Raw genomic sequence first — 19269 nt, 5'->3', positions numbered from 1 at the left:
AATATTCCTTTTTATTAATAGCTGTCCTTTGCAAAAAAGGACAGCTTAATCATTAGCAGCTAGTTATTTTTTATCTGTGGTTTTCTTTTCAGTTGATTTGCTATCTCCGCACTTGCCTTCTCCACATTTTGCATCTTTTGTTTTACTATCCATTTTTTTCATGTCTTTCATATGCATTTTTGTGGTATCACTTTTATCTCCACATTTTCCATCACCGCATTTGTGTTCTGTGGTTTTTGAGTCGCCGCATTTACCTTCTCCGCATTTTGCATCTTTTGTCTTACTATCACTCTTGGAATTGTCTTTTGTTTTTTCACCACAAGACAAATCCAAATTGTACTTTTGAGATATAAGATTATCCAGCAATGCTGTTCTTAGTTGTGAGCCTGAGCCAAGATCTGTAAAACTGAATGGATTTGCCGAAGCTGTGCTTGTGCTTAGCAGTGAACCTGCAACGATTGTTCCAGTGAAGAGAATGCTTTTTAAGCTTTTGTTTGTCATAGTAAACCTTTCGATTTGTTAAAGTTAATTTGTTAGTTCAGTGGTAAAGACGAAGGGAGTTTGGATTCCTTACAGGGAGAAAAAATAATTTTAAATTATATTTAATCCTTTTTCGATTTCTGATTGCAGCTTGTTTTTATCAGATTTTGATAGTTTTTTGCTTGTTTTCCAATTTTTAAGAAGCTTATCTATGATTTTGTTTTGTTTTTCAAACAAACGGCAATATTGGCAAATCAATAAATGCATAAATAAACGCAACCTATCCTTTAAAGGAACACTAATGTCTGCTTTCTTAACAGAAATCATTGTTGCTTCTTTGCAAGTTATCATAAATTTTTTGTTACTGTTCTTTTCCATAAAATAATTTTTCTATGCACTTTCTTATCTTTAACTTAATTCTGTGGATAAGCACCCAATAGTTAGACGAATTTATTTCCATTTCCTTACAAATCTCATCTGACTCCATTTCATCTAAAAATTTCATTGCAAATAAGTTCAATTGAATTTCGTTCAATTTCCTTTTACACTTTTCTAATATTTCATAAAATTCAAAGGAATAATTACTGTTTTCAACTGTACTGTTGAATTGTGAAGGTAAAGCTTCTTTTTTCCAATGACCTGCATCGTTAAAAAATTCATCAAGCTCTGATTCTTCTTCAATTCTTGTAAGAGGAGTTTTAGATTTTTTTCTGTAATGATCTATAATTTTATTTTTTAAAATCAAGTAAAGCCAGTTCTTTTCAGAAATTTCGCCTTTAAATGATTCTAAATTTTTTAATGCAGAAAGGAATGTATCCTGAATTAGATCACGAGCAGTTTCTTCATCGTTACAACGAATATAAGCATAACCGAACAGCTCATCGCTGAATTTTCCTACCCAGTCGTGAGGATTTAATTTGTGAGAAATATCCAAAATTCTTTTTATGTTTATTTTTAGATAGTTTAAATCTATATCAAGATATTAAGAATCAAAAGATATAAATAAAATACTAACTCAAACGAAAGAATATATTAATTATTTCAACTATAAAAATTAGTATATATATCTTATTAGATTTGATGTTGGCAGTATTATAAATGATATTTGAACAGTTCATTTTAAATGGTCAAGCTGAACTTGTTTCAGCTTTCCACAACCAGTTTATAACAGAGCTTCCGAAACGAGTTCGGAATAACTTAATTATCTAAAACTTATGTTACGCAGAAGACACTCATTTGCTTATAATCTTGTAATCTTTATTCTGGCACAGCTAGTTTGGCTTGCTGTGTTATTGCTTTGGATTTACTGGTATGTAAAGAACAACTTAATATTTGAGCAAGTTGGCGAGAATATTTCTCCGCAAATTGTGTATGATGCCCCAAGTGTTTTTCCATTTGTTGGCGGAATTGTTCTTCTTACCGGATTATCTGTTAGCCTCGTGTTAATTTTTCGTCATCTAAATATTCAAATAAAATTAAATGCTCTTTATGATAATTTTATAGCAAATGTTACACATGAACTTAAATCTCCGTTATCATCAATTCAACTTTACCTAGAAACACTAAACTCACGCGAGGTTCCCGAAGAAAAAAGAAAAGAGTTTTATGGTTTGATGATGCGAGATGCTGAAAGATTGAAAAATCTTGTTAACTCCATTTTGGAAATTGCATCAATGGACAAGAAAAAAAATTATAGGGATTTTGAGGTTTATAAAGCTGATGAAATAATTAAAAAAATTATTTTAGAATCAGCAGCACAATTTCAGTTAGAAGAAAGTTCAATAAAATTTAGTGGTGATGCAGGTTGCGACATTTTATTAGATAGAAATTCGATAAAAACAGTGTTTGATAATCTTGTTGATAATTCTATAAAATATAGTACTAATCCATTAGAGATCAATATAAAATTTAAACGCAACACTAAATGGGCAGAAATAGAATTTTCAGACAACGGAATCGGAATTCCGGGTGAGGAAATAAAAAAAATCTTTCAGAAGTTTCATCGAATTTATGATAAGGACATACCTAATGTAAAAGGCACCGGTCTTGGTCTTTTCGTTGTTAGAGAAATAATAAAAAATCACAAAGGAAAAATTTTTGCGTTCAGCGAAGGAAAAGGTAAAGGTTCAAAGTTTAAAATAGATTTGCCAATCTATATCGATAAGAAAAAATCGGCGAAAGAAAATAAAAAGGATTTTAAGAATGAGTGAAGAACAATTGGAAAAATTAAAGATTCTTTTAGTTGAGGATGAAGAAAATCTTGCGCTTGGATTGGAGTATAATCTTACTGCCGAAGGATACTCCGTTACTTTAGCAAGGGACGGTAGAGAAGCAATAAAATTCTTTGATGAAAATGAGTTTGATTTGATAGTGTTGGATATAATGCTTCCTTACTTCAATGGATTTGAAATTGCAAAGCATATTCGAGTCAAACATCCGCAAATGCCAATACTTATGCTAACTGCCCGTACTCAGATTGAAGACCGTGTAAAGGGACTAGAACTTGGAGCCGATGATTATCTTACGAAACCGTTCCATCTTAAAGAATTGCTGCTTAGAATAAAAGGTATGCTAAAACGAAAGAAATGGTACCAAAAAGTTGTTATAGACAACCCACTCTACAAATTTGCTAACATCGAAATCAATTTTGAAAATTTAAAATGCCTGAAGAATAAAAAAGAATTCCAACTTACATCTTACGAAGCCATGATTATAAAATACTTAATTGAAAATAAAAACAAAGTTGTAACGCGCAAAGAATTACTTGAGAATGTTTGGAATATGAACCCGGAAATTGAAACGAGAACGGTTGATAATTTTATTGCACGACTAAGGAAACATTTTGAGGATGATCCGTCAAATCCAAAATACATTATAAGTGTTAGAAGCGCCGGATATATTTTTCAAGCTTAACTTCTAATAAAATATTTTTTTCCTCCCTATTGTTATTAAACACTGAATAAATAATATTTACAAAAAAAATTCAGGAGAATAACACAGGAATTGAACAAACAAACTCCCCAGCTTAAACGCATACTTGGTTTATCTGATCTCTCCTTCTTTTTAATCGCAGCTTTAGTGAATTTAAATAGTGTTCCGGTTGTTGCAAATGCTGGTCCGGTTGCATTAGTGTTATGGGTTGCAGGATTTTTTCTTTTCTTTATTCCCCAAGCAATTGCTGTTCTAGAATTTTCAAAAAGAGCACCGCAAGAAGGTGGAATTTATGTATGGAATAAAAAAGCATGGGGGGATTTTCACGGTTTTGTTTCCGGATGGGCTTATTGGGTTAATAATATTTTTTATGTGCCAACTCTCCTTTTTTATATCATAGGATTTATTCTTTACATTGGAGGAAGTAAAACTGCCTCTTTTGCAACAAACCCATTCTTTATGATGAGTGTTTCTCTGGCCTTATTGTGGGTTATAACATATCTAAACATTCGTGGATTTGGCGTTGGAAAATGGATTCAAAACCTTGGTGCTTCCGGCACTTTTATCACGGCAATTACAATACTGGTTATTGGAATTATTACTGCTTTTACTCGCGGGGCATCAAATGATATTTCAATCTCTGCAATCATTCCCTCGTTAGGTAATTGGCAATTTCTTGCTTTACTCAGTATTGTATGTTTAAACTATGTTGGATTGGAACTTGGGTCTGTTATTTCTGATGAAATTAAGAAACCAGAAAAAAACATTCCACGAGCTGTGATGATTGCGGGAGCATCTACAGTGTTATTGTTTCTTGTTGTTACATCGTCACTACTTATTGCAATACCTTATAAAGAGATTGGAATTATAGAGGGGATTTTGCAAGGCATTGAGCATGCCGCAAGCGCAATTGGTTTTGGCTGGATTGTTTTTCCAATGGCAATACTTATGATAATGAATGCCGCAGGGAATACTTCTGCCTGGCTTTCGGGTGCTGCAAGAATACCATATGTGATCGGAATAGATAAATATCTTCCTTCATCACTGGGTACTGTGCATCCCAAGTATAATACACCTCATATGTTGCTTTAATAGTGCAAGGAGTTGCATCAAGCTTTGTAATTGTTATTGCAGCAATTGGTTCCTCTGTTGGTGACATGTATTTGTTTCTACTTCAAACAACTGTTGTACTACAACTTATCCCATATGTTTATATGTTTGCGGCATTAATAAAAGTCCGTGCAACTTATGGTAATGAAAATGCATACTTTAAAAACAAAGTTGTAACTTTGGCTGCGGGATTTATCGGTGGTGGAATGACAATCTTTGGAATTGCATTTGCATTTGTCCCCACGGAAAATGTTTCATCAATTTTTGTATATGAAATAAAATTAGTTTTAAGTTGTGTCGGCTTTATTGTCCCTGCAATAATTTTTTACTACTTAAATAATAGAAAAGTAAAACTAAAAGAGGCTGCTGAATTAGTTATTAGAAAGTAAAAGTAAATATGAACAGATTAATTCCTATCACTTCAATAAACGATATCTTGCCTGAGTATAAAGACACACCAATTGGTTTGCTGCTTGAATACCACAACCTACAGCGTGAGTTTGAAAATTATTCAGATGCACAATTGCTTGTTGGAATGTGTATGGATAATCGTAAGCATCTTCATATGCCTGATAACTTTGCTTTTATAATACGTACTGGCGGGGCAAATTTGCGTTATAGTGAATTTAAAGTTTCATTTGCTATCTCGGTGGGCGGTGTAAAACACATTGTACTTATTGCACACAGTAATTGCGGGATGGTAAATCTTGCTTCAAATAAAGATCTTTTTATAGAAAAGCTTTCAGAAAATGGCGGATGGACTAAAGAGCAAGCCGAAGAACATTTTAATAATTATGCACCGATGTTTGAAATCAATAATGAAATTGATTTTATTTTAAGTGAAACTTTAAGATTAAGACAGCGTTATCCAAAAGCGCAGATTGCCCCAATGTATTATAAATTGGAAGACAATCTGCTTTATATGATTAAAGAAACTTAAGGCACAACATCTAAATTTAATTCCCAATCCGCTGAGCCAGAACCTGTACTTACAGAAACATGTGAACCTGTCATTACGGCTTCGTCTAAAGAAAAGACTAAACCACCATTCCAAACTGAGTTGATGTTTTCACTAAACGCTTGAGTCCAGTTAACGCCATCTCCATACCAAACAGTCATTGTTTCATTGATTGTAGTATTTTCTTTAACATCAAACTTATCACTCATATTATCGAAAAAATAACTGCCATTTGGATTAAGTGTTAGTGTTCCATTTCTTCTAATCCTTGTTTGTCCATTATTCTCATCTGCATCATATGAAACAGAGCCAGTTCCAAAAGTCATGTCGCCGTACTTATTAATTTGGACATTGACAGAAACTGTTTTATCAATTGAGGGAAAATCATTTGTAAAATGCAGTCTTAAAGTTCCCGTGTATTCATAATCTAAATATTCTTTTGGTCCTGTTTCGGTTTCATCTTTTGAACATCCAGTAAAAAGCACAATAACAAATACGATTATTCTAATAAAATATTTTAATGGAGACATTATTAATACTCCTTATTTTTATTTACGAAACTTAAAATCCAGGCATCTCAGAAAATTTTATGTTCTTTGGTATCTCAAAATATTTTTCATCAACCGGAATATTTGTTTTTATGGAAGTGACTTCTTGCTTTGTTTTTACACCGCTGTAATTCATATCCATTAACATTAGAATTCCGTTCCAAGTTAGAACTTTACCCATATCACCTTTAAAGACAATACAGTCTTTGTCTAAAAATTTTTCTGTTCCAGCTCGTTTCATTCCTATTTGTGAATACAAATCTTCTGCTACTCTATCGTAATCTTGTTTCTCCATTTTCAGTAAAGATTCGATCATTGGATTTTTCATCTTTAATCCTTTACCAGGTTGTGCAGGATCGAACATATATTGATACTCCTTAAATGAAATTACCCAGCCTTTGTTTGGTTTGTCATTCGTTTTAGTGTCCATTTTCATCGCACTTTTGTAACCATATTCATCAAAGTACATGGTGCCCACTCCTACTTGTGACCCGGAATACTTGTATTCAATAATTCCGCTTTTTATACCATAAGGTTTTAATGATACTTCTTGTGGAATTATTTTATACGCGTTTGCAAGTACCATAAAACTTGTTAAAAATATTATAAATGCTTGATGTTTATTTTTCATAATAGTTTTCCTAAAAAGTTATAGTTTTATCAGTTCAACTCTTCTGTTTTTTGCTTTTCCTTCCTCGGTATTGTTATCTGCAATTGGTTTCTCCTCGCCAAACCCTGTAGAGCTTAATCTGGATTTGCCAATTCCTCCTTTAACAATTGCATCAACAACAGCTTTCGCTCTTTGTTCAGAAAGCTTTAAATTTGATTCGTTTGTACCATCACTGTCTGTGTGTCCATCAACGCTAATTTTTATATCACTCGCTTGCTTCATCATTTCTATTATCTGATCAACAATAGGAAGAGATTCTTTTTTAATTGTTGATTTACCAGAATCAAAATTGATGTAAAGTATTGCTTTTCCTGTTTCGTTTAACTCTTGCAGAATAGCATTCGCAGTAATTTCCTGTTCAACTTCACCTTTTTCAATAATTGTAAGATCATAATCATAATCGCCTGCAAAAACTTCCGCCCAGGTTTCTTTGTTGCCTTGTTTGATATTCAAATAAACTCTGTTGCTGGAAGATTCAAGCGCTTTACCTCCAATTTTTTAATTGCATTCGTAAAGTTCCTTATGATTTTTAATGCTCCGACTTTCTTTTCGCTTTCATATTTAATGAAAGTCTTTTCCCCCCTCAACAGTTTTCTCATTGTCGTTTTCATCATAAAAAAGATGTGAACCAAAATCTTCAACAGAATAATCTGTAATTATAAATCCAGAAAGTCTGTTAAACATCGGGTGATCTTTACTTCCTACAACATCTTGTGCGGGGCAGTAAGAAGTAAAGAGCAAAATTATTATCACAACAAATACAAACCATATTGTTTTCATAATGACTCCAAAATATTATTTGATTGGTAAACTTCTCCTATCTATAATTTTAGATTTAATTGTTTTCACTTTCCAAGTTAGGTTTCATCCGATTTAAATATTTTTTTACTGGTCTAATCGCAACAATCAACCAAACAATAGCAGAGTACTCCAAAATTTTGCAAGTAGTAAAGTGTCTACAAAAGCTTCTATTTTTATCAAGTGAACATCTATCCAATCTGCCAAATAGCTGTTAAGTTTTTCAATTAACTCATTTATTATCTAAATGAGTTAATTGCTTCCTCGAGTGCTACACGAATTGGCGTATATTTTATACCAAGCTCTCTTTCTACTTTACTTCCATCAACATTAAAACCAGCTTTCATAACCTTCATCTGATCTATAGCCATTCCCCATAGTGGCGGTTTCTTAATAATATTTGCAATGCCTGTTAATAAATAAGCATTCATCATAGTTAGTGCATCCGGCAACTTGAATATTGGCAATGACACGCCTGAAATATCACTGATCATTTTATTTATTTCTTCCCATTTGTAACGATAATTACCAACCAAATATTTTTCGCCAATATTATTTTCTTTTTCCAAAGCATTAACTATTGCCTGGGCAACATCTTTTACATAAACAAAAGTGAAAGTATGATTGTTAAATATAGTTGCAGGTAACTTATGGTTAATTAGATCTTGAATGTATCTCCCGCTGGCCTTTGTATCTCCGGAACCCAAAACACAAACAGGATATATTACAACAACTGGCAATCCTTTTTCCTCAAATAAATTCCATACAATTTTTTCAGCTTCAAATTTTGTGCGGAAATATTCACTATACTGAATTGGACCAACAGGGCTTTCCTCGTTGAAAGGATCATCTTTAGGTTTACCATAAATTCCGGCAGTACTTATATGAACTATTTTCTTAATCCCAGATTCGAGAGCACATTCCATAAAGTTCCGAGTCCCTTCAATATTTACTTTGCCATAAATGTTATTGTCCGATTCCCAGAATGTATAGTGTGCAGCTAAATTTATTACAGAGTCGCAGCCCTCCATTCCCTCAAGCAGCGAGCTTCTATTATTTAAGTCACCTTCAACAAATGTTATGTTGGAATATTTCAGTGAAGAAGTATCGCTGGATTTCCTGATAAGTAATTTTATCAGATAATTTGATTTACTTAATAATTTGACAGTATGCTTTCCTATAAAGCCTGTTCCGCCTGTAATTAAGATTTTCATTTTTCATTCTCCTTTTTACTTTAAGAGAATCATCTTCTTTGTGTTTATATATTCTCCAGCTTTAATCTGATAGAAATAGACTCCGCTACTAAAGCGAGATGCATCAAAAACAGTTTCGTGATTTCCCGCATTGAGTTCTTCATTAACAAGTATCGTTACTTCTCTACCTAACACATCATAAATTTTTAAAGTGACTAAGCCTGTCTTTGGCAATTGCCATTTAATAGTTGTGCTTGGGTTAAAGGGATTAGGGTGATTTTGAGAGAGTGAATAGTCTGTAACAGTTAATCCGGTTCCCTCAATTGTCGTTGGAACATAAGCATAAGTTTGTTTTTGCGAATTTACCCATTCTGCTCCATTCCACAGTTGGCGTATTTCTTCAATCAGGTTTGCTTGAACATTATTCGTTTTGCATAATGCGGTTCCATCATACGTATATTCATACTTGTAATAATTCACCCAATTTCCCTCTTGCCATATTTCAATCAGACCCACTGTTAAATTATTGTTTACATCATAGGTTAGTGTAGATTTCATAGAATTAACCCAGGATGAGCCATCCCATCCCTTAGTAACTGATTCGATTAAGTTGTTATTTAAATTGTAAGTGTTCTCAACAAGTGCCCAGTCTACCCACATATTGTTTTCCCAATGTTGTCTTAGGGTTGAGGTTCGATTATTTTGACCATCATATAAATGGGTCCAAATGTCTCTGTTCATCCAATTCCCGGCAGACATAAGTTGATAAAGTTCTTCTATAAGATTGTTATTAGGATCGTAACTCAGTAAATGCCGAGTGTCAAGAAATCTTAATCCATATAACCTTAAGATCAGATTCTCATTAGAATCGTAGAAATATCTTATAAGGTTTGTACTATACCAGAGATATTCTAACATGTCCCAGCTTTGGTTTAATACTCCAGTTGGTAAATTACTCTGAGCATTAGCTAGTCCGTTATTTATTTGTGACCAGCTAAACCCATTATCTGTTGAAAGAAATATTCCTCCCCCGGAAGTTCCGGCAAAAACATCATCACTTGAATTGATAGCAAGTGAATTGATATACTGATTAGTTAAACCATTATGTAATTGGGACCACATTGCCCCATTGTTAGTTGAACGAAATACTCCCCCCCCCGAAGTTCCGGCAAATAAATCATCACTTGAATTGGTTGCAATACAATTGACAACATCATTAGTAAATCCATTGTTTATTTGTGTCCAATTTGTTCCATTATTTGGCAAGAGGAATACCCCACCTCCATAAGTTCCGGCAAAAACATCATTACTTGAATTGATTGCAAGAGACAGGACTTTATCATTAGTCAATCCATTATTTAGATGTGTCCAGATTGTGCCATTGTCTGTTGTTAAAAACACTCCATCATTATTGGTCCCAACAAAAACATGATCGTTTGAATTAATAGCAATAGAACTAATATTACTAAAATCATAAATATTACTTATTAGTGCCCAGTTTTCTCCATTATCGGTGGAAAGGAATACTCCTATGTCGGTTCCGGCAAAAACATTATTGTTTGAATTTATTTCAAGACAATTGACAATATCACCCGTCAATCCACTATTAATCTGTGTCCAGTTCGCTCCATCGTCTGTTGAAAGAAAAACGCCGTCTCCATAAGTACCAGCAAAGACATAATTCATTGAGTTGATTGCAAGGGAATTGATGAGATTATTAGTTAATCCATTGTTTATTTTTGTCCAATTGGCTCCATTGTCTGTTGAGAGAAATACGCCTCCTCCATAAGTTCCGGCAAAGACATAGCCAACTGAATTAATAGCCAAATAACGCACGCTTGGGCCATAAGAGTATACGTACCTATAGTCATTTAACCAGTTGCTTTCATACCAGGCCTGATGTGTGATCGTGTCAGGCAAATTGTTTTCTGTATATAAATAGTTAGTTCTTGAATGATTTTCCCATAAGTTGTTTTCCCACAATTGCTTCAATAATTCAATAAGCCTTTCGGTGTTATCATAAGTATATGTTTCCATTATGGAATTAACCCAATCTGAACCATTCCAATCTTGCCGAATATGCTCGGTTATTAAATATCCATCATCAAGCATTTTCTTGTTCATTTTTTTTATTTCATCACTCGCATTGGATGGAATGATTTGGTTGGGAGATAGACCTATCCCTGAATCTGAATTGGATTTAACACCAACTTGTGGGTGGTTTGTCACAAACAGAAAAAGCACGAGAAATGCTATGAGTTGCAATATAGTCTTCATAGATCCTCCAATAAATATTTTTTTTAAAACTATTTCATTAAAATCATTTTTTTTGTTTCAATAAATTTACCTGCCGTTAATTGATAGAAATAAACTCCGCTTGGAAGATTTTCTGTATTCCACGTTATCTCATAAGTACCAACTGGTTTTTCTTCATTAACTAATGTTTCCACTTCCTTTCCAAGTACATTAAATATTTTAATTACAACATTATTTGATTGTGGAATTGAGTATTGAATTTTTGTACTTGGGTTAAAAGGATTGGGAAAATTATTACTCAAGGAATATGTGGTTGGTAATTCATAAATCTTTTCTTCTTCAAGAAACGTTACACCGCCATTTGTCGTATGAAGTATTGTACCGTTATTACCAACAATCCATCCGTCATTATCATTTATAAAATCAATCCCATTCAGAGTTTCATATACACCACTTTTTTGCATTTGCCAGGTATAGCCCCAATCATCAGAATGGGCTATTGATCCATAAAATCCAACGGTCCAGGCTTTTCCGGTTTCAGAAAGAAAAACTTCCTGCCAAACTTTACTACCATTGGGTCTTTCTTCCCAGTTTGCACCACCATCGCTCGTATATAAAGTTTTTCCATTATTTCCGACCGCAATTCCCCTCTGATCTGTGACAAAACAAACATCACGCATATAGGGTTCTATTATAGGATTAGTCTGCTCTACAAATGTGCCCCCGCCATCTGTGGTGTGCATTATTGTAATAGTATTAACAGTGCTTGGTGCCCCAACAAGCCATCCGTTATTTTTATCTACAAAACTACATCCAAGGAAGTTACCATTAGTACAAGCATATCCTCCACTCCAAGTTTCACCCCCATTTGTACTTTTCCAGAAACCAGCCAATCCGCCGCAAGCAAAACCAAACACTGGTTCACCGGGCAGGCCTTTAACAAACTCTACATCAAAAATTACTTCATTAGGTTGAGGCAAATAGAGTTGCTGTTCCCAACTCAAACCCCCGTTTGTTGTACGATAAATATAATGAGAAGAAGCAACCCAACCAGTATCTAGATTTATAAACTGAACTTTACCTAAACCTACAGTTATACTAGTTGGTAATAATGGCCAGGTTAACCCTCCGTCTGTTGTGCGATAAATTTTTCCATTTACTCCTGTAGCATATCCAATATTGTCAGTTACAAAGTCCAGACTTAATAGATTATCCGTGAATCCTGTCGATTCAAATTCCCAGGCCTGACCGCCATTAGTTGATCTTAGTATTATGCCAGTTTCACCCACAATTCTATTACCAGAAACTCCATATAAAATATTTTCTGTGCCCGAGTTTTGAAGATTCCAATTCTGTCCAAAGTCACTTGTATAAATTATCACGCCATCATCGCCAACGGCATATCCATTACCTTGATTATCATAATCTGCATCCATCAGATCACTTGTAGTTTTACTATCAGCTAAATACCAATTAAGCCCTGCATTTGTTGTATACAAGACTGTTCCATTTTCACCAACTGCTACACCATTATCAATATCTTTAAAGTAAATTGATCTTAATCGATTATTTAGCGCTGGATTGATTTGACCTGGCCAATATGTCCCACCGGTTGTAGTTTTAAGAATTATTCCTTTAGAGCTTGAAAGGTCGTAACCACAGGCGTATCCAACAGATTCGCTAATCATAAAAACAGAGTACAGATGAGTGTTTCCACCAGAAGATTGAACTCCCCAATTTTGTCCACCATCAGAAGTATTGAGTATTGTACGTTCTAAACCTACTGCCCAACCTTTTTGGTCGTCCAGGAAAAAAACGGAACGCAATTGTTTATCCACTCCGCTTGTTTGTGACTCCCAGGATGTTCCGCTTCCATCACTGCAATGCAAAATGGCCCCATCAACACCACTTGCCCAAATATTATTTCCAGATATACAAACTGAAAATAAAACATCTTCAAATCCTCCATCCCTTATCTCCCAACCGCTGCCGTTGTTAGTCATTATTGTACCACCATAACCTACTGCAACACTAAGATTTGCCGTTACTTCAATATCGCTCAAGTGATTTCCCTGTGGAAGCGGATTTACCCAAGACCAACCGGATTGTGCGGTAATATTAAGTTGAAATAAAATTGAAATGACAAGTGTAACAAATAACTTTTTCATAACCCTCTCCTTAATTATTGATAGTTATTATTCTATTTGGGAAGACAATATGTTTCTGCACAGCATATTAATACATCACTGCGCCTTAATGGGGAGAGAAGATAAACGTAGACGATATAAGAATACTACAACAGTTTGCCCAAAAGGTGCTGGGTCAACAGTTGGAATAATTTCTTATTTAATAAAACCTTTTAAATAGTTAATGTCAAGAAAATAAAGCTTTACGTTTATTTACTGTTTATGTTTGGCAAACAATAAACAATTACAGCCAAACTGACTAATCTTACTTCAGAAAAACAATATGTAAAGTTTTATTTAATTAATATCATTTTCTTTGTTTGAATAAAATCTCCTACTTTAATTTGATAGAAATAAACTCCACTGCTAAAACTTGCTGCTTCAAAAACAATTTCGTGGTTACCCGCATCTAATTCTTCATTAATAAGTGTGGCAATTTCTCTGCCCAACATATCATAGATTTTTAGTGTTACTAATCCTGTTTGAGGCAATTGCCATTTAATTTTTGTATTTGGATTAAATGGGTTGGGGTAATTTTGAGCTAAGTTAAATAAAAATAATTGAGGTTCGGGATTTTCTATATCTGTTATTGCTGGATTGAAATCTGTGTCAATCCTGGATAGGCTGATGTGTGAACTTGATATGGTTGTTTCATTAGACCCATCAACACCAACACATTTTACCAGATCAGCCAAATAATCCACCCAATAGACCTTGTTGTTTGTTGCATCAATTGATAATCCATCTATCTTAGCGGAGCTGACAATTGTTTCTATCCCGCTTCCATCTGTATTGGCTTTTTCTAATCCGTCCATATCACCCCAGAAAAGTTTTCCATTATAATATTCAATATCGTGTGGATTGCAAACGGGATTTAGAATTATTGTTAACCCACTTCCATCCGTATTTATTCTTTTAATGTAACTGGAATAACAGTTTCCGCCTCTTTCTGTAAACCAAACTCGACTGGTAACAACATCTAATGTAATTCCCCATAAATCTCTTGATGATACTGTAGCAGAATAGATTTGTTGAATAGAAGAATTTAAGCTATCCATATTCGCTCTAAAAATTCTGTCATCATTATAGGTGTCCTGCACCCAATAAATTTTTCGATTTAACAAGTCAAGTGCTATCGCATTAAGCCCAATCAGATTGGTCAGAACATCTTCCTGATTGCTTCCATCGATATCACAACGAATTATTTTGCTATCACCTATCACATCAATTAGCCCTACGTATAACTTTTGAGGGACACTTTTCCAATCAACAGCAATTGCATGTGGTCTAATGGGCAGTGGTATTGTAATCTCATTAGATCCATCCAGATTAGCCTGGTAAATGTTCATTTGTGTTAAGCTATACTGGCTGTAGTATATCTTTGATGTGGACTGAGAAAAAAGATTACTTATTGTAATAAGTAAAACAATAATTGGTAAGTAAATTTTAATTCTCATTAAGCTCTCCTGTTAGTAAATTTTAGATATAAATTATTTTAATAATATCATCTTTCTTGTATGAGCAAAACTTCCAGCTTTTAGTTGATAGAAATAAATCCCAGTTGACAATTCAACGGCAGAGAACTCAACTTCATAACTTCCCGCAGGTTTATACTCATTAACTAAAGTAACAACTTCATTACCCAAAACATCATAAACTTTTAAAGTTTGCCAACTGCCTATTGGCGACTGCCAACTGATTTTTGTACTTGGGTTAAAAGGGTTTGGGTAATTCTGAGATAAAGAAAAAGAAACTGGTTCAAATTTAATTTCTTCTACATCTGTAACTGTAGATGTTGTAGTTTTGAACATAGATTTACCACCTGTACCTGCATACACGTAATTTTCAGAATCAACGCCAACAGATCTAATATCCATTATGGGCAAACCTGAATTTATTTGTTCCCAGGTATTGCCACTGTCTGTCGAGCGCCACACACCACTGCCAAAGTTAGTTGTTCCACAGAAAATATGTCCAATCGAGTTTTCAGCAAAGGCAGTATATCCAGAGTTCATACTTAAATTAGTCCACGTAACTCCATTATCAGTTGAACGACTACCTCCGGCATAGATGTAATCATTACTAGCTATGAAAAGACTTGCTAACCAGTTGTAACCGTAGTTTGAAGTGAGGTCAACCCAAACAGTATCTCCTGCAGGTAGTTTCCAGAACCCTCCACCCCAGCTTGCCATAAATAAATCACCTGCCGAATTGAATGCTACTTTTCCCCAACCAATATTTTGTCCGTAGCTAATATCCTGCCAGGTAATGCCATCATCAGTCGATTTTTTACATATATAAGAATAACCCGTAGCTGTGGCAATAATTTCACCGCTAAGACCAACAGCCAAACCATTGATAGCTATTCCGCTTGGAAAATTATCTACTCTTACCCAGTTCTCACCATTATCAGTCGAGCGAAATACAGTTCCGTTCTGGCTATCATTTGTTCCCGCAAAAAGATATCCATTGCTATTTTTCGCAATCAAGGCCAGCACATCGTAATTACCCAATCCATTGTTAATAGGCTTCCAGGTAATACCTAAATCTGTTGAGCGGCTAATACCCCATACACTAACAAAAATATCATCGTTAGAATTTATAGCAAATTTTTTTACACCAGCAACATATAATCCAACCTGTGTCCAGCTTTCACCCTCATCTGTAGATCGATAAATTCCACCACCGTCTAATCCTGCATAAACATCACCGTTTAATGCAATGTGCATAGACCGAACATAGTAGTGCCCAAGTCCAGAATTATTTTGATTCCAGGTGTCACCGTTATCGGTAGACTTCCAGATTCCGTAGCCCCAGCTGCCGACAATTATATCTCCATTATTATTTATCACTATATTTTTACTGAAATTAACCCTGAATCCTGGCTTTACAAAAGACCAGCTATCTCCATTATTTGTTGATCTATAAATCCCAGAGGTTGAGTGGTATTCACCCCAACTTCCAGCAAATATATGCCCGCTATCATTTATGGCAATTGATCGAGCCTCGTCTGATAACCCATTACTTAATGCGGTCCAATTATACCCATTGTCTGTAGAACGATATATAGGTCTCGAGGCAAGAAAAATATGGCCGCTATCATTTAGTGTAATATCATTTACACCGCCAAGGGGAATGAATCCTGGGACCCAGGTTTCTCCACCGTCGGTGGATCTATGATATTGTTGATAACCAGTATGGGCAGCAAATATTTGTCCGCTATCTATTTCTGCCAAACATTTCGTACCGAGATTTGCAACTGAAGCCCATGTGCTTCCGCTGTTTGTTGATTTATAAATTATTGAACCAATATGACTATCAGTACCGATAAATATATGCCCGCTGTCATTAACAAGAATACATTCAATCCGTCTGTCGGTTAAATATATTCCATCGCTTGATTGATGCCAAAACATCCCTCCGTCAGTGGAGCGGTATACTCCATACTGATTTTGATCGGAGCCAGCAAAAATATTACCGTCAGCAGTTGAGGCAAAAGATAACGCTGTCCCGCCGTGGGGACCACTTAACTGCTGCCAAGAAATTGATTGTGAAAAAAGAAAGGAAGTGAAAAAGAAAAACGAGAGAAAAATTAGTAAAAATATTTTCATAACACCCTCCGGGCATTTAATATTAGTGTAATATTAATTATAGTCTGTTACGAGAGTGTTTTCTAAATGTAATCTCAGAATATTAACAGAATCTTTCTCAAACTTCTAACTCTCTCGAAGAGATGAAAAACACTTTTATAAATAAATATTAATTTATTATTAAAGCAAGAAAATAAAGATTTATGCTTGTCCACTGTTTATAATTAGCAAGCAATTAAATTTCACTTTAAATCAAATTAATTGTACCAAACAAAACGGCAGAATAAAATTTTCATTTTAATAATATCATCTTTCTTGTTTGAGCAAAACTTCCAGCTTTTAGTTGATAGAAATAAATCCCAGTTGACAATTCAATAGCATTGAATTCAATCTCATAATTTCCTGCAGTTTTATATTCATCAACAAGCGTAGCAACATCTCGGCCTAAAACATCAAAAACTTTCAAAGTTTGCCAACCACTTGCTGGCGACTGCCAACTTATTTTTGTGCTTGGATTAAATGGATTTGGGTAGTTTTGATATAGTTCAAAAGTGTTTACTATTACGGTCGGGTTTTCGTTTACCTCGGTTACATCACCCGGTGTAAATGCATAAATTTTATTTGACCTGATTACAATTGCTGTTTTTCCCCCTGCCATTGAAGACGGATTTACAAAAGTACCCTCAGGAACCAATTCATAATAAGCATCATCGAATGCTGAGTATCCCCAATAATTTGTGGCTCCTACACTGTAGCCAATAGCAATCTCATCTCCAACCTGATAACCGTTTATCTGCTGAGCAGTTTGTTGCGTCGTCCAATTTTTTGTTAACCCGCTATAGGCTGTTAGCTCCATCGTGCCACTTTTTGCAAACACTATGTTGTTACCAATACCACTTGAATTAATTAGGAAATTCTTTTCATAGATCTGAGCTGTGCTTGCATCAAAAAGAACTGATGTTGACCAACTAAGAAGCATTAAATAATTTTTTGCATTGAGTGAGCCATACTGTTCGGAAAAAGAATATATAATAACAGAATCTTTTTCCTCCGAGTAAAAAATTACTTCATTATTTGGACCCCCGAGAAAGGCTCCACAAACTTTTGAAGTTGCAATCGGAGCGGTGCTTTTGCTATAAGTTTCTATTGACTGCAGGTTGTTGGTATTTCCGTTAAAGAAAAATGCCTGCATTGTGTCAGAAGTTGTATTAATTCTAAAAATCAGACAATAGTTTTCTGACGCAGTGACGCCGGCAAAATAAACATCCGGGTTTTGCGGGTAATATATGTGTTTAGATTGTTCTGTTGCAAAATTATGAAACCACAAATTATGATTGCCAGGACCTACAGCAACAGTTCCACCACAAATAAAGAAAACGTTGTTGGGGTCGGGGGTTGCAAAAAGTCCCGGTATCTCGCCGATATGTATTCCGGTTGTTCCATAAAATTTCCATAGCCCAACAGTATAGTCGGTTCCGCAATAATATTGTCCTATTGAAAAACTGCCCCCTCTTCTCCAGTCAGCCGGGCATAAGCAATCAACCGGGTCACAATTGAAAAAGAGCGAATACCAATTACCGGTTTTTGTTGAGTAACTCTTTACATGGTATTCCCTGTTTAATTGATCGCCTGTTGCATAACCACAGGTATAAACATAGATATCTTTAAGGTCAAAGCTCCTGGGACTAATGGAGGAAGCAAAATTTAAAACTTCAAAACTAGAGGGAAATGCAACTGAGGTAAATTGATTAGTTGTTGCCGAATATCCAATATACTGATGTTCATTAACTCCGTTACTATAGAATGCCACATATCCGCCATTCATAGGATCATCCGGATAGTGATACCATCCGCCCTGATCTAATTCTGCAAAGGAATGAGTAATTGAACTATATGCAATATTTTTGGCAAAGTCATTACCATTCCTGCCCAATATTGCCCCGGCATAATTATCTGCTGCCCAAAATTTATGATAAGTTCCAGCGTTGGTGACAATTCCGTAATTATATATTTGCCATTCAGCCAGCTCAGCATCGAAGACATAAAATATATTGGCGTCTGTAATAAAGTAAGCAAGCTTCTCGCCGCACCCATATCCCTTATGGATTGAAACACCGTTAGGATCAATTACATTGCCCTGATATTTTACAGTATCCCATTGTGAAAGAATAGAGCTATAAGCAACTAAATATTGATTGCTATATGCAAAAACAGTATTACCTGCACCAAGTACTTTTTGAAAATTTTGCTGTGAGCCCAGATTAACTTCTGTCCAGGTATTTATTCTGATATCAAAAAAGTAAACTATATCGGAACTGGATTTTGTGAATATTAAAACATCATCCCCTCTATCGGCAAGATAAGAACCTGTCATTGATGCGGGTAAATCTTGTTCAACCCAACCTGGCTGCTGTTGTGCGTATATTAAGGCAGTAGATTGAAGAAATGTATTTGTTAAGAAAAGAATAACAAACGATAAAAGATGAAATATATTTTTCATTTTCTCATCTCCTGTAAATTTTACGGGACAAGAAATACAGTACAACAAT

At 34.8% G+C, this 19269-nt stretch carries 18 protein-coding genes; 5 read left to right on the top strand and 13 right to left on the bottom strand.

Translation table 11 applies throughout. The features are described 5' to 3' along the window. Positions 1–63: 63 nt before the first annotated feature. From IPJ23_14790 to IPJ23_14780, 3 genes are all read right to left on the bottom strand, one after another. Entirely contained in the window at positions 64–501 is a 438-nt protein-coding gene (locus tag IPJ23_14790) for a hypothetical protein (protein MBK7631943.1), read from the bottom strand. A gap of 90 nt (positions 502–591) precedes the next feature. Further along, on the bottom strand, positions 592–807 hold the full coding sequence (locus IPJ23_14785) for a hypothetical protein (protein ID MBK7631942.1): 216 nt from the start codon (positions 805–807) through the stop codon (positions 592–594). Positions 808–841: 34 nt separating this feature from the next. After that, positions 842–1414 (bottom strand): sigma-70 family RNA polymerase sigma factor, encoded by a 573-nt coding sequence (locus IPJ23_14780; protein ID MBK7631941.1) that lies wholly within the window; start codon positions 1412–1414, stop codon positions 842–844. A 280-nt stretch (positions 1415–1694) separates the two neighbouring features. Here IPJ23_14780 and IPJ23_14775 point away from each other — a divergent pair, with 280 nt between their 5' ends. The 5 genes from IPJ23_14775 (at position 1695) to IPJ23_14755 (ending at position 5461) form a co-directional block, all read left to right on the top strand. Then, the gene (locus IPJ23_14775) at positions 1695–2690 is read left to right on the top strand and encodes a HAMP domain-containing histidine kinase (GenBank protein ID MBK7631940.1); all 996 of its coding nucleotides are present in this window, start codon (positions 1695–1697) and stop codon (positions 2688–2690) included. After that, positions 2683–3393: a response regulator transcription factor gene (locus IPJ23_14770; protein ID MBK7631939.1), complete on the top strand. Its 711-nt coding sequence runs from the start codon at positions 2683–2685 to the stop codon at positions 3391–3393. The genes IPJ23_14775 and IPJ23_14770 overlap by 8 nt, the downstream gene beginning before the upstream one ends. Positions 3394–3483: 90 nt before the next feature. Then, positions 3484–4503, top strand: coding sequence for an amino acid permease (locus tag IPJ23_14765; protein ID MBK7631938.1), 1020 nt, complete (start codon positions 3484–3486; stop codon positions 4501–4503). 2 nt (positions 4504–4505) lie between these two features. Next, positions 4506–4910, top strand: a complete 405-nt coding sequence (locus tag IPJ23_14760) for a hypothetical protein (GenBank protein ID MBK7631937.1) — start codon at positions 4506–4508, stop codon at positions 4908–4910. Positions 4911–4918: 8 nt separating this feature from the next. After that, complete coding sequence (locus IPJ23_14755; GenBank protein MBK7631936.1) at positions 4919–5461, top strand: carbonic anhydrase; 543 nt, start codon at positions 4919–4921, stop codon at positions 5459–5461. Here the strand turns inward: IPJ23_14755 and IPJ23_14750 are convergent. The 10 genes from IPJ23_14750 to IPJ23_14705 all read right to left on the bottom strand — a co-directional run bounded on the left by IPJ23_14750 (position 5458) and on the right by IPJ23_14705 (position 17576). Beyond that, positions 5458–6009, bottom strand: a complete 552-nt coding sequence (locus IPJ23_14750; GenBank protein ID MBK7631935.1) for a hypothetical protein — start codon at positions 6007–6009, stop codon at positions 5458–5460. The genes IPJ23_14755 and IPJ23_14750 overlap by 4 nt on opposite strands. A 31-nt stretch (positions 6010–6040) precedes the next feature. Beyond that, on the bottom strand, positions 6041–6658 hold the full coding sequence (locus tag IPJ23_14745; protein ID MBK7631934.1) for a hypothetical protein: 618 nt from the start codon (positions 6656–6658) through the stop codon (positions 6041–6043). 18 nt (positions 6659–6676) lie between these two features. Continuing rightward, positions 6677–7150 carry an OmpA family protein gene (locus IPJ23_14740; protein ID MBK7631933.1) on the bottom strand — a complete coding sequence of 158 codons (474 nt, stop codon included), beginning with the start codon at positions 7148–7150 and terminating at the stop codon, positions 6677–6679. A gap of 108 nt (positions 7151–7258) precedes the next feature. Next, positions 7259–7477 (bottom strand): hypothetical protein, encoded by a 219-nt coding sequence (locus IPJ23_14735; GenBank protein MBK7631932.1) that lies wholly within the window; start codon positions 7475–7477, stop codon positions 7259–7261. 257 nt (positions 7478–7734) lie between these two features. Further along, positions 7735–8709, bottom strand: coding sequence for an NAD-dependent epimerase/dehydratase family protein (locus IPJ23_14730; GenBank protein MBK7631931.1), 975 nt, complete (start codon positions 8707–8709; stop codon positions 7735–7737). Positions 8710–8724: 15 nt separating this feature from the next. After that, the gene (locus tag IPJ23_14725; protein ID MBK7631930.1) at positions 8725–10965 is read right to left on the bottom strand and encodes a T9SS type A sorting domain-containing protein; all 2241 of its coding nucleotides are present in this window, start codon (positions 10963–10965) and stop codon (positions 8725–8727) included. A gap of 29 nt (positions 10966–10994) precedes the next feature. Then, the gene (locus tag IPJ23_14720) at positions 10995–13112 is read right to left on the bottom strand and encodes a T9SS type A sorting domain-containing protein (protein ID MBK7631929.1); all 2118 of its coding nucleotides are present in this window, start codon (positions 13110–13112) and stop codon (positions 10995–10997) included. 311 nt (positions 13113–13423) lie between these two features. Beyond that, entirely contained in the window at positions 13424–14587 is a 1164-nt protein-coding gene (locus IPJ23_14715) for a T9SS type A sorting domain-containing protein (GenBank protein MBK7631928.1), read from the bottom strand. Positions 14588–14620: 33 nt separating this feature from the next. Then, entirely contained in the window at positions 14621–15145 is a 525-nt protein-coding gene (locus IPJ23_14710) for a T9SS type A sorting domain-containing protein (GenBank protein MBK7631927.1), read from the bottom strand. 1867 nt (positions 15146–17012) lie between these two features. Beyond that, positions 17013–17576 carry a T9SS type A sorting domain-containing protein gene (locus tag IPJ23_14705; protein MBK7631926.1) on the bottom strand — a complete coding sequence of 188 codons (564 nt, stop codon included), beginning with the start codon at positions 17574–17576 and terminating at the stop codon, positions 17013–17015. Between the last annotated feature and the right edge of the window lie 1693 nt (positions 17577–19269).

It is taken from the genome of Ignavibacteriales bacterium, assembly GCA_016709765.1.
Classification (GTDB): domain Bacteria; phylum Bacteroidota; class Ignavibacteria; order Ignavibacteriales; family Ignavibacteriaceae; genus IGN3.
This window is presented reverse-complemented; position numbering and strand designations above follow the sequence as displayed.

Coding starts and splice junctions, on each gene's coding strand:
- IPJ23_14790 (MBK7631943.1), bottom strand. CDS start 501: ATGACAAACAAAAGCTTAAAAAGCATTCTCTTCACTGGAACAATCGTT.
- IPJ23_14785 (MBK7631942.1), bottom strand. CDS start 807: ATGATTTCTGTTAAGAAAGCAGACATTAGTGTTCCTTTAAAGGATAGG.
- IPJ23_14775 (MBK7631940.1), top strand. CDS start 1,695: ATGTTACGCAGAAGACACTCATTTGCTTATAATCTTGTAATCTTTATT.
- IPJ23_14770 (MBK7631939.1), top strand. CDS start 2,683: ATGAGTGAAGAACAATTGGAAAAATTAAAGATTCTTTTAGTTGAGGAT.
- IPJ23_14755 (MBK7631936.1), top strand. CDS start 4,919: ATGAACAGATTAATTCCTATCACTTCAATAAACGATATCTTGCCTGAG.
- IPJ23_14750 (MBK7631935.1), bottom strand. CDS start 6,009: ATGTCTCCATTAAAATATTTTATTAGAATAATCGTATTTGTTATTGTG.
- IPJ23_14745 (MBK7631934.1), bottom strand. CDS start 6,658: ATGAAAAATAAACATCAAGCATTTATAATATTTTTAACAAGTTTTATG.
- IPJ23_14735 (MBK7631932.1), bottom strand. CDS start 7,477: ATGAAAACAATATGGTTTGTATTTGTTGTGATAATAATTTTGCTCTTT.
- IPJ23_14730 (MBK7631931.1), bottom strand. CDS start 8,709: ATGAAAATCTTAATTACAGGCGGAACAGGCTTTATAGGAAAGCATACT.
- IPJ23_14725 (MBK7631930.1), bottom strand. CDS start 10,965: ATGAAGACTATATTGCAACTCATAGCATTTCTCGTGCTTTTTCTGTTT.
- IPJ23_14720 (MBK7631929.1), bottom strand. CDS start 13,112: ATGAAAAAGTTATTTGTTACACTTGTCATTTCAATTTTATTTCAACTT.
- IPJ23_14715 (MBK7631928.1), bottom strand. CDS start 14,587: ATGAGAATTAAAATTTACTTACCAATTATTGTTTTACTTATTACAATA.
- IPJ23_14710 (MBK7631927.1), bottom strand. CDS start 15,145: ATGAACTCTGGATATACTGCCTTTGCTGAAAACTCGATTGGACATATT.
- IPJ23_14705 (MBK7631926.1), bottom strand. CDS start 17,576: ATGGAGCTAACAGCCTATAGCGGGTTAACAAAAAATTGGACGACGCAA.